General features: G+C 40.4%; 14 protein-coding genes. 13 read left to right on the top strand and 1 reads right to left on the bottom strand.

The window, feature by feature from the left end:
• The 13 genes from LHW48_09320 to LHW48_09260 form a co-directional block, all read left to right on the top strand.
• A partial coding sequence (locus LHW48_09320; protein ID MCB5260650.1) for an amidohydrolase occupies positions 1-1240 on the top strand: 1240 nt, incomplete at its 5' end.
• Entirely contained in the window at positions 1237-1680 is a 444-nt protein-coding gene (gene smpB, locus LHW48_09315; protein MCB5260649.1) for an SsrA-binding protein SmpB, read from the top strand. The genes LHW48_09320 and smpB, both read left to right, overlap by 4 nt.
• Positions 1681-2172: 492 nt before the next feature.
• A complete protein-coding gene (gene dnaA, locus LHW48_09310) occupies positions 2173-3510 on the top strand; it encodes a chromosomal replication initiator protein DnaA (protein ID MCB5260648.1) in 1338 nt (445 codons plus the stop codon).
• On the top strand, positions 3507-3668 hold the full coding sequence (locus LHW48_09305; GenBank protein ID MCB5260647.1) for a hypothetical protein: 162 nt from the start codon (positions 3507-3509) through the stop codon (positions 3666-3668). The genes dnaA and LHW48_09305 overlap by 4 nt, the downstream gene beginning before the upstream one ends.
• 166 nt (positions 3669-3834) lie before the next feature.
• Positions 3835-5097, top strand: coding sequence for a hypothetical protein (locus tag LHW48_09300; GenBank protein ID MCB5260646.1), 1263 nt, complete (start codon positions 3835-3837; stop codon positions 5095-5097).
• A complete protein-coding gene (locus LHW48_09295; protein ID MCB5260645.1) occupies positions 5094-5897 on the top strand; it encodes a peptidylprolyl isomerase in 804 nt (267 codons plus the stop codon). Before LHW48_09300 ends, LHW48_09295 begins: the two co-directional genes overlap by 4 nt.
• A 12-nt stretch (positions 5898-5909) precedes the next feature.
• Positions 5910-7163: a peptidylprolyl isomerase gene (locus LHW48_09290; GenBank protein MCB5260644.1), complete on the top strand. Its 1254-nt coding sequence runs from the start codon at positions 5910-5912 to the stop codon at positions 7161-7163.
• The gene (locus LHW48_09285) at positions 7160-7645 is read left to right on the top strand and encodes a phosphatidylglycerophosphatase A (GenBank protein MCB5260643.1); all 486 of its coding nucleotides are present in this window, start codon (positions 7160-7162) and stop codon (positions 7643-7645) included. Before LHW48_09290 ends, LHW48_09285 begins: the two co-directional genes overlap by 4 nt.
• 8 nt (positions 7646-7653) lie before the next feature.
• Positions 7654-7995: a preprotein translocase subunit YajC gene (gene yajC / locus LHW48_09280; protein MCB5260642.1), complete on the top strand. Its 342-nt coding sequence runs from the start codon at positions 7654-7656 to the stop codon at positions 7993-7995.
• Positions 7996-8547, top strand: coding sequence for a peptide deformylase (def, locus tag LHW48_09275; GenBank protein ID MCB5260641.1), 552 nt, complete (start codon positions 7996-7998; stop codon positions 8545-8547).
• Complete coding sequence (fmt, locus tag LHW48_09270) at positions 8544-9473, top strand: methionyl-tRNA formyltransferase (protein ID MCB5260640.1); 930 nt, start codon at positions 8544-8546, stop codon at positions 9471-9473. Before def ends, fmt begins: the two co-directional genes overlap by 4 nt.
• Positions 9473-10222, top strand: coding sequence for a DUF116 domain-containing protein (locus LHW48_09265; GenBank protein ID MCB5260639.1), 750 nt, complete (start codon positions 9473-9475; stop codon positions 10220-10222). Before fmt ends, LHW48_09265 begins: the two co-directional genes overlap by 1 nt.
• Positions 10219-11058 carry a trypsin-like peptidase domain-containing protein gene (locus LHW48_09260; protein MCB5260638.1) on the top strand — a complete coding sequence of 280 codons (840 nt, stop codon included), beginning with the start codon at positions 10219-10221 and terminating at the stop codon, positions 11056-11058. Before LHW48_09265 ends, LHW48_09260 begins: the two co-directional genes overlap by 4 nt.
• A gap of 154 nt (positions 11059-11212) precedes the next feature.
• Here LHW48_09260 and LHW48_09255 read toward each other — a convergent pair.
• Positions 11213-11700: hypothetical protein (locus tag LHW48_09255; GenBank protein ID MCB5260637.1), on the bottom strand; the 488-nt coding region annotated here is incomplete at its 5' end.

The raw sequence follows: 11700 nt of genomic DNA, 5'->3' as shown, positions 1-11700 counted from the left end.
CTTCATTCTTGTTGAAGAAGATAAAATTGTAGATATTCTACCTCAAGAGAAACTAAAAGAATATCCTGCCGCAGATATTACCGATGCTTCCGGTTGCTTGATCATACCGGGCATGATAAACACCCACTCCCATTTACCTATGACCTACTTTCGAGGCTTGGCAGATGATCTGCCGCTGGATAAATGGCTTAAAGAATATATTTGGCCGCTCGAAGCCAAAATGGTTAATGCCGAAATGGTTTACGACGCCTCTCTGCACGGTGCGGCAGAAATGCTTAAAAACGGCATCTGCCTTAGTAATGATATGTATTTCCATTGTGAAAAAATCGCTCAAGCTTGTGATCGTGCCGGAATGCGAGTAATTGTTTCGGATGCTATCATTGCACCGGAGTTTAAAGCTGATCCGGCAATGTTTGAGACAAATATGCTTGAGTTGATCGCTAACTGCGCACAATATCCGTTGGTAGATTGCAGTTATGCACCTCACGCCATCTATACCTGCTCCGAAACAGTGCTAAAATCGGCAGCGCTATATGCGCAAAAACATGGTTGGATGCTTCACACTCACCTTAGCGAATCGCGCATGGAATTGGAAGATTGCTTGGCAAAGCATTCAAAAAGACCCTTAGATTATCTGGCAGATTTGGGTTGGCTGGAATGCTACTGCATCTTTGCCCATGGAGTCTGGCTGAGCGGTGAAGAATTGGAACGCTTGGGTAAGAGTAATTCTGCCATAGCAATTTGCACCGATAGCAATATGAAATTGGGCAACGGTTTTGCTCCACTTAAGAGCATGATAGCAAATAAGGTGCGGGTATCTTTAGGAAGCGATGGAGTTGCCAGTAATAATAATTTAGACCTTTTGGAAGAACTTTCCACAACTGCAAAATTACACAAAGCTCTAAATGAAGATCCGGAGTTCTTACCCGCCCGCGATGCGCTTGCCTTGGTTACTATAGAAGCTGCAAAAGCCTTAGGCAAAGATAAACTATTGGGCAGCATCGAAAAAGGAAAAGCCGCCGATATCTGCATTATCGATGCACACAATTTGCAAAGTAGCCCCATGTATAATCCCTATTCTCAGTTAGTTTATGCCATGAACGCCCATCAGATGAGGGATGTGATGGTAGCTGGAAAATTCGCTGTAAAAAAATATAATCTGCAAAACCTCGATGAAATGGAATTGGTGGAAACCGCTCAAGAATATAAAACAAAGATCTTAAGAGAACTAAAACAGTGAAAGCTATACAAAACCGCCGAGCACTGCACGATTATTCCATTATCCAAAAGTTTGAAGCCGGAATTGCTCTGAAAGGTACCGAAATCAAATCCATCCGAGCTGGTAGCATTAACTTCAAAGATAGCTTCGCCAAAATTAAAGACGGTGAATGCTGGCTAATGAATTTCCATATCTCCCCCTGGGAAAAGGCGGCATTCTTCAACCACGAAGCTGAACGACCCCGCCGCTTGTTGCTGAACCGTCACGAAATTAAACGCATTAGAATAAAGACGGAAGAACAGGGCATGACATTGGTGCCTTTGGATATTTATATCAACCCACAAGGACGCTGCAAACTAACCATCGCTTTGGCGAAAGGAAAAAAGACCTACGATAAACGCGATGTGTTGCAGAAAAAGGATTTGGAGCGTGAAAAAGAGCGAAGTCTTAAACGCCAATAGCATAAATAGCAAAGTAAAATATAGCGTATATATATGGATTAAGCACGATATTTGTTATTGAAATAATCATATTGTACAATAAATAATTGAGAATCGCTAAGTTACTTTTGTACACTAATATACATGCTTTACCATACTTTTTGCAAAACGAGAGCCCTGCTTGTAGCTATAAGTAAAAGAGAATATTAGCGAAATTAAAGCCAAAATTGCTCCTTATCTTATTGCAGTTTAGTTTCTTGACAAAAATCGGCACTAAAGATTTCCTTCCTTTAGGAGTATTGAGATGCCTCATAAAACAGCCAAGACCTTGATGGATAATAACAAAGGCAATTATGTGGATAAGATGTGAATAAGTATATAGAATGAATGCTCATTCATACTTTGTTAATAAACATAAACTGTCTTATGTCAACTATTTACAATATGTAATTCCCATCAAATGCTGTATTTATGGATCATGTGGATAAATTTATATTTTAGAAGGATAGACTTATGGATCAGGATATTTGGCAGAATGTATTGGATAAACTGGAACAGAACATCAACGAGCAAAGTTTTAAAACATGGTTTTACGAAACAAAACTGGTGGATTTAAGTGATAATCAACTTGTTGTGCGAGTTCCTACCCAATTCAGTGCTAATTACCTTAATCAAAACTACAAAAAGCTTTTAGCAGAGATATCATTCAGCTTATACGGTAGAAGTTACGATATTAATTTTATCACCCACCCCTATCGTGCAGATAAAGGTGGCATTCCGGATTATAGCGATAAGAAAGTAAGCCTAAATGCTAAATTGAGTGAACGTTACAACTTTGAAGAGTTTGTGGTAGGACGCAATAATAACTTTGCCTATTCGGCGGCAAAAGCAGTGGCAGAATCACCCGGATTTACTTATAATCCACTGTTTATATACGGCGAAAGCGGCATGGGTAAAACTCACCTAATGCAAGCGGTGGGTAATTTTGTACTCAAAGAAGGGCGCAATTGTAGCATCTATTATACTACCAGTGAAGCATTTACAAACGAGATGATCGAAAGTATCCGGTCAAATAAGATGCCGGAGTTTCGTTCCAAATTTCGCAAAGTGGATTTACTCTTGGTGGATGATATCCATTTTCTCTCGCGCAAAGAAGGCACTCAAGAAGAATTCTTCCACACTTTTAACGCCCTTTTTGACAATCGTAAACAGATTGTGCTAACCTCCGATCGACCACCAAAAGATATTCCTGATCTGGAAAAAAGACTTGTAACCAGATTTGAAAGCGGACTCCTGGCAGACCTTAAGAATCCAGATTTTGAAACCAGAGTGGCTATCTTAAGAAAAAAAGCCGAACCCGAAAACATTACTCTCTCAGATGAAGTTATCAATTTTATCGCCGATAATATCACATCATCGGTACGTGCCCTGGAAGGTTCACTTATTCGCATTCTTGCCTATGCTTCCTATAATAAACTAAATCCAGAAGATATCGATGCAGAAATAGCTCATACCATATTGTCAGATATGATTTCAGAAGTAAGCCGCAACATAAGCTTGGATGCAATTACAAATCATGTTTGCAGCACATATCAGCTTAGCGTAGAACAACTTATGGATAAAAGCAGAAAACCAAACGTAGCCTTTCCACGCCAAGTGGCAATGTATCTGGCAAATCTTTTGATTCCTGCATTATCATTAAAAGATATCGCCGAATACTTCAATCGTAAAGATCATACTACCGTACTTCATGCTAAGCGCTTGATAGAGAATCTGTTTCGCGATGATGAAACCTTCCGTTCTTCTTTGGAACTAATGATAAAAAACCTCAGTAGCGGTGGTGCAAAATGAAATCATCTGTTTACCGTGAAACAAAATCGCAAATGCCCATTTTAGAGTATTTAGACTCCGTTATAGACTACTTATCCACAATTGTGTATGCTTTCTGGTGGATAAGCGTGGAAAACTTATCAGATAAGGCTTTTGCCGTAAATTTGGTGGAAAGGTAGTGGATAATGCTCTGTACTTATCCACATCTTATCCACATGTATCATGCACAGCTAAGTTGCTGCAAATACCCGAATGCAAAAAAAAGCTTGACCAATTATCTACATATCCACAAAGCCTACTAATACTACTAATAATCAAAATCTATTTTTATTAGGATATGAATATATGAATTATGTAAAACACATTATTATAATGCTGCTAGCTTTGATACTGATTGGCGCATGTACTAAAAAAGATAATCTTACCGGTACAAATTGGAGCGGATTGGAACCTATCTCTTTTGAAAGTGAAGAAGCGCTTGTTTCTGGATATACTTTTCCTGCCGATTCCTTAAGCTCCATCTTTAGTAATCGCAAAGCTCTCTTGGTGGGAAAATGGAATTCGTGTGAAGCTCGAAGCATTTTAAGATTTACAGATCTTCCGGCAGACAGCGTTATAGCTAATTATCACGACATTCAAAATCCCAAACTTAGTATAGTGCTTACAAATAGTAGCAACATCGAAAACAATCCGGTTAAACTGATATTTTATAAAGTAAACTCAAACTACCTGGATGATCCCTTTGCCTATAACGATGAGGATCTTACCGAAATAAGCCAAATAGCATACACCTTGCAGGAAACAATTGCAGATCTAGATACCTTGAGCTTGGATTTACCTTTCGAGTTTATTCGCAATTGGCAAGCTGATGCAGATTCTACGGGACTGAATATTTTAATTAAGGCTTCCGATGAAGCTGGATTTGCTGATGGTTTTGTGGAAATGCAGCTTAGCAGCCCAAGTCTTGGTTCCAAGATTAGTTACGAATATAAACTCACTTCATCTGATGAGGAGTATAGCAGTTTTTCCAAAAACGCCAGCAGAAATGCTTTTAATCTTATTTATGAGGAAGCTCCCGTTACAGAAGGGCTTTGGAAAGTAAGCAACTACAATCCTCAGCGCATGTATTTGGATTTGAATGTAGATATGAACTTATTTAAGGATGAAAATGGCGTAATTATTCCGGAAAATGAGCTCAAACGGGTAAGTATAAATAAGGCAGAACTCGTATTGTACACAAATACGCAAACGCCTTCGCTGAAAAATACGCTGGGCTATGATTTTACCGCCCTTTTGCTTAAAGACGCTCCGCAAGAAAATGAGATTGTGCCTACTACTTGGATGTATTTACCAGAGTTTAGTTCAAACATCGTAAATTATGCCGCTGCAAGCGCAGATTCGGTGAAATTGGACATAACGCCTATCATCCAGGCTTATGTTTCTGGAGGAAAATTCCCTGATGGCAGCCCCATTTTACAAAATGGGATTGTGGTAATGAGCAATTATGAGCGCAAAGATTTTGGAGAGATAGAATTCTTCAATGCTCTCACAGCTCCAGAGGGAAAGAAGCCTTATATAAGGATCAAATATACGCCGCCATTTCTATGAAATTATTGCCATTCATCCTAATCTTCCTTTCTCTAATCTTGCCTGCTTGTAAGGCAAAGGAGAATGCTGAGGATATTTTGGCAGAAGTAAATGGTGAAGTATTGGAACTGGATGCCTTTAAAGCAAGCATCGACAATGGTGAATGGGAAAAGCTTTCCACCCAGCAACGGCGTCAATATGTGGAAGATTGGGTGAATCTTACCTTATTAGCTCAAGCTGCCGATTTACAAAAGCTAAACGAAGACCCAGCAGTGAAACAACGTTTGGATTATGCTCAAAAAAAAGTGAAGGCAAATGCTTTGATTGCAAAGCGTTTAGCGCAGATAGATATCTCTGAAAATCAGCTTTTCTCATATTTCCGTGTGCATCAGGCTGAATTTCAAAAGCCCGCAGTGATGTATAAGGTTCAACGTATAGGATTGCCGGATAAGCTTACTGCAGAAAACGTGTTAAAGCAGATAAATCAGGGAATGGATTTTAGTACTGCGCTCAGGCGTTATTCAATAGATTCTTTGCGTGTAAACGACGGCATGATGGGCTTCATTGAATCTGCATCTGAAGATTCCTTGTTTTGGATGGCCGTCCATGTATTGCAAGCAAATCAGAGCACAGTTGTAAATAAAGACAATTTGTGGTATGTAATTCGCTACACAGAAAGTAAGGAAAGTGATAATGAAGCCAGTTTTGAAGAGTTTCGGGCAGAGATCCGGCGCAAAATACTCTTGGAAAAGCAGGAAGAAGTGTATCGTAATCTCTTACGCGAGATAAAAGCTCAGAACAATGAAATATATTATTATTAAAGGACATTTTTAATGAAGAAACTCATTTGGATAGCGCTAATACTAAGCCTTTGCCTTTCGGTTAATGCCGAATTATTAGATAAAATTGTAGCCCGCGTGGGCTCAGAAATCATTCTGCTTTCGGATTTACAGAGGCAGATAAGTCAGATGCGCACGGCAAACATCAATCCTGATCTATTGGAACCCAGCGATGTTCTAAATCACATGGTAGAGCAGAAAATCATGGTGCAAAAAGCTAAACAAATGGATCTAAAGGTTGATGAGGACGCCATCAACAAATATGCAGAAAGTTACGTTCAACGGATACGAAGTCAATATCCCAGCGAAGCCGCATTTCAAGAAGATTTGGCAAAGATGAAATTTACCCAAAGAGATTTGCAGGAATTCTTTGCCACCCAACTCACCGAAAACGCCCTTACCGAACAGCTTGAAGAACAAATCGCCAAAGATATTAGCGTGTCTGATAACGAAATGCTCAATTATTACGAAGCAACAAAAGATTCTTTGGCGGTAAAACCCGTATCTTGGCAATTACGTATGATTATGCGAGAGGTAAAAGCCTCTGAAGATACTGATGCTCAAGCACTAAGTGAGATCAATCAAATCTATAGCGAATTGCAGGAAGGCGCAGATTTCGCCGAATTGGCGGCTACCCGTAGCGATTGTCCCAGCAAAGAACAAGGCGGAGACTTGGGATTTTTTAAGCGAGGTATGATGGTAAAAGCTTTTGAAGATGCTGCTTTCGCTTTGGATCTAAATGAAATTAGCAAAGTAGTGAAATCTCAATTTGGTTACCACATCATCAAGCTAACCGATCGCAAGGGTGAAGAAGTGCGTGCCAGCCATATCTTAAAGGTTGTGGAAGCAGGTGAAGCGGATGAGGCTAGAGAAATGGAGTTGATGCAAAATATTCGTCAAAGGATTCTTAATGGTGAAAGCTTCGCAGATTTGGCACGTGAGTATTCCACAGATACACCTTCGGCAGAGGATGGCGGAATAATCGGCGAATTTGCCGCTGAAGAATTTCCCGAGCTCTTTAGTGCTCCAATATTGAATACCCCAATTGGCAGTCCCACTGAAATCCTAAAGAATGAAGGCTTGATCTATATCTTCATGCGTGATGAGGAATATCCTTCCCGAATTTACACATACGAAGAAGTAAAAGATCAACTTAAAGATTATCTTTCCAAACTCAAAAGCCTGGAAGCCTATCAGGAGTGGATTTCTGAGGTTAAAAAGGACGCTTTCATAGAAATAAGCTTATGAACACCAAGCTCTCGATCAATACCCTGTTAGCAACATTTTTCGGCATTGGGCATGTTCCCTTTGCCCCAGGCACTTTTGGCTCTTTTGCTGCGTTTGCAATCTATCTGATTTTGCCGGCATCTCTTTATGCCGGAGCTTGGAGCTTTCTTTTTCCGGTAGCGATTTTACTTTTGGCGCTTATCAGTGTAAGGATTTGTTACAAAGCAGAATTTGTTTTAGGTGAGGATGCTTCAGCCATTGTTTTAGATGAGATCTGGGGATATTTTATTGCTACACTATTTTTGCCACACAATTGGCTTATTGGTTTATATGCCTTTTTACTATTTGGAGTATTTGATATCGCTAAGCCCTTCCCCATTTATCGTTCGCAGAAATTAAAAAAGGGTTGGGGAGTAGTGGTAGACGATCTTTTAGCTGGAATATATGCAAATATTATCTTACAAATACTAATTAGAATTTACCCCAAATTTTTTGGAATATAGGAGAAAATATGATATACACATTACTTCAAGCTCAAGCCCCAGCGGGACAACAAGGCGGAGGAATGGGCTCTACGCTCATCTTTTTTGCCGTCATTTTTGGAATTATGTATTTTCTGATGATCCGTCCCCAACAAAAACGTCAGAAAGAAATGCAGAAAATGTTGGATAGCCTTCAGGTTAACGATAAGGTTCTCACTTCAAGCGGCATCTATGGTCGCGTTGTTAGCATCAAACCCGATAAAGATGTGGTTGTTATCGAAATTGACGAAACCAATAAGGTACGTGTGGATTTTCAACGTGCTGCCATAGTATCCATTCTTAATATCAATCCACCTGCGCAAGACAAATAAATGCCTAAAATACTTGATATTAGAGTAATAGGAGACGATTTTCTGCGCAAGAAATTGAAAGAAGCTGCGCTTGACGATCCTTTCCTCAAAGATTATTTGCCCGATCTTATTCACACCATGTACGAACGCGATGGTGTAGGACTTGCTTCCAATCAGGTGGGAGTGGATTTACGCATTTTCGTTATTGATCCGTGGTGGGGACAGGAAGATGCAAAACGCAATCCACGTGTGCTGATAAATCCCGAAATAACACACTTTGAAGGGGATCAGGTGCATGAAGAAGGCTGTATCAGTTTACCGGATATCTATGCCAATGTAAACCGTGCCCTCAAAATCCGTTATTCTTATACCACACCTGAAGGAGAACGAGTAGAGACCGAGGCGGAAGGATTTGAAGCAGTAGTTATTCAACACGAATATGACCACCTCAATGGCATCATTTTTACAGATAGGGTATCCACTCTAACTAAACTAAGACTCAAGCGTAAACTTAAGGATTTGGAAGCTCAGGCGGTAAATGGAATAAACATCCGCCGATACATGGAAGAATGAAAATTATCTTTGCCGGAAGCTCACAATTCTCCATCCCTGCTCTAGAAGAAATATCTTCTTACAAAAAGCATCAAGTGCTCTTGGCAATTAGTCAGCCTCCCAAACCCAAGGGTCGCAAACAAATATCTGTAGATACTCCACTGGCAATGGCTGCGCAGTTCTTGGAAATACCCATATTCTGTCCGCAAGATATTAATTCATCTCAAAGTATTGAACGCATTCATTCTGAAGCTGCAGATATAATTGTAACCGCTTCTTATGGAGCTTTTTTGGGGCGAACCTTGCGGAGAATTTGCCCCTATGGCGCTATCAATCTGCATCCCTCGTTACTACCAAAGTACCGTGGTCCCTCCCCTATTCGAACAGCGCTTTTATCTGGAGATAAGGTTACTGGAAACAGCATTTTTAAGCTATCTGCCAAGATGGATGCCGGACCCATTTTAATGCAAAAAGAGCTGGATATTTTACCGGCTGAAAATTATACAATGCTTGAGATCAGGCTGGCAAATCTGGCAGCACAGATGTTGGCAAAATATCTTAATGATCCAGATTCTTACGAACCAAAAGCTCAAGATCACTCATTGGCAAGCTATACCAGTATGTTAGATAAAGACGATCTGCATCTAAATTTTGCGCACAGTGCCCAAGATATTTGTAAGAAGATCAGAGCTTATACCGATGAACCTGGTGCTTATGTTATCTTTAGAGGCAAGATGCTCAAGATTTTAGGTGCAAAACCTACCGATACTTCCTCAAATGAAGCTCCCGGCAAAATTACCGGTATCTTTCCCAATGAAGGATTCAGTATTTCCACAGCTTCACAAGATCTCATGATTCTTAAAGTTCAAGCAGCCGGAAAAAAGCAGATGGAAGCGCATAAATTTATTCTGGGTGCGCGTTTGAGCTTAAGCGAAAGGATTGAATAATGAAAGAGTTTTATCTGTCTGTAATAAAGTTTCCACTTATGGTAAGCCTTTGTTTATTTATAGTAATCGTAGCTTTTTTTGGCGTTGCCTTGGGCAGTTATTTCAAGCTGGGCTTAGCGCTTGAAGAAACTGTGATTTACACCTTAATATTCGTAGTTTTGGTGCTGCTTACTTCTTCGTGGATTCTAAATCTCATCAGCACTCATTCTCCGATTCGTCCCAAAGGTTTAGCCTCCTATGCTAAATGGATGTTGGTAAACGTATATTATTATTTGGCAAGGTTTATGGGTATCCTTACGTTTCAGAATAAACAATCCTTACAAGAGAGTTTTTTGAACTTCAACAATGAAATTGTTTTAAGCCAAGCTCGAGATATAAGTCACAAAAATATCCTCTTACTGCTTCCGCATTGCTTGCAAAATTCTGAATGTAAGATTCGCATTACAACCGATATTGATGAATGTGCCGAGTGTGGCAAATGCGATATTGCCCAACTTAAAAGAATAGCAAAAAAATACGCTGTTAAAGCAGCGGTTGCCACTGGCGGATCTTTGGCACGCAAAATAGTTAAAGATACTTCTCCGGATGTAATAGTTGCGGTTGCTTGCCATCGGGATCTTAGCGATGGAGTACGTGAAGCTTGGAAATATCCCACTTATGCAGTATTGAACGAGCGTCCTAATGGACCCTGTTTTGAAACCAAAGTAAATTATAAAAGCATAGAATTTGCAATCAGGAAATTTCAATGAAAGGCTCTCAGATTATCCTCTTAGCTATTGTTATTATTATCATCAATGCTGGTATTACGTTGGTATTGATTAATAGCTTTCAAAATAGTTTTACGCAAGGACACACTTTATTTAGCAGTCCGGATGTTCCTTGCGATAGCACCGGCACCAGCAGACAAAATGCCATCACTCGAGCTGTTGCCGAAGTAGAACCGGCAGTTGTGAGCGTAAACGTTATCAAAACCCAAATTGTACGGGGTAGAATGGGACCAAGCTACGGTTTTGGTTTTTTCGATTTTTTCGATTTCTTTGGACCAATGCAAAGACAAGTACAATCTTTGGGTAGCGGAATTATCTACGATCCTGATGGATACATCATCACAAATGCCCACGTGGTAAATGGTGCAACCGAGATTAAGGTGGTGCTTGCCGATAATCGGGAGTTCGACGCCGATCTCGTAGGCTTAGATGCAGAACTCGATATTGCTAAATTGCGAATTCGTGGCAATAATCTGCCCTTTGCCAGATTGGGGGATTCGGATAAAATCTTTGTAGGAGAATGGAGCATTGCTTTAGGTAATCCCTATGGATATGTAATGAACGATGCCAAACCCACTGTAAGTGTGGGAGTTATTTCTGCTTTGGGTAGAAATCTGGATTTTGGTAATACTCGTCATTACAATCTAATTCAAACCGATACTGCCATCAATCAAGGCAATAGTGGCGGTCCGTTGGTCAATATTCAGGGAGAAGTTATTGGTATAAATACTCTTATTATTTCCGAATCCGGCGGCAATATCGGCTTGGGATTTGCTGTGCCCATCAACGAAGTTAAAAAGATTGTGAATGCAATGTAAATAGTATCTATACCCAAATCTCTCACTTATTACTTTAAGGATAGCTTAGCAAAGGTATATCTTGAGATTATGCTATTGCAACAGGATAAGCTCAAGGTAAAGCATCTCTTGCTTATCCTTGAATCATTGGGCATAAAATTGGCAGAATTAGCAATTATATTAAAGCTACATCAAGCAGAATAATAAATTTGTTTGGCTCTCTTGCAAACCTAGTGGGCAACCAGTAAGAAAGGCTCTCTTGTGGTTCGAGTAGATTCAAACATTTTTTTTTACCAGTCATTTTGCTAATATCAACCGTTTGAGCAGCCCCGTTTGGCAGTGGCGACAAAGTCGGCAAAACAAAACGGCATCTTGCCGCTTTATCGGTGAATCCGTCGCCTTCAGAAGCGAGCTGTGCTCGCTGTGGCAAGCAGGAGCTTGCCACCCCTAATGTGGATGCGGCTTGTAGCAGCTTTAGTGGCAAACAGAGCTTACCACTGGCAGCACAGATCCGTTTGTGCTGCGTTGTTTGGGCTGCCAAGCTCACGCTTGGCAGAGGCAGCGGAGCTGCCAGAGAGAAAAGACCTTCGGCATTTGTGATAAACAGAGCTTGCCACCCCATCCCTTGCACTGGTTTCCCTTGGCGGAATACACCCGTACTGT

The organism is Candidatus Cloacimonadota bacterium, assembly GCA_020532355.1.
Classification (GTDB): Bacteria; Cloacimonadota; Cloacimonadia; order Cloacimonadales; family Cloacimonadaceae; genus UBA5456.
Note: the sequence above shows the minus strand (reverse complement) of the source record. Positions and strands in the feature narration are given on the sequence as shown.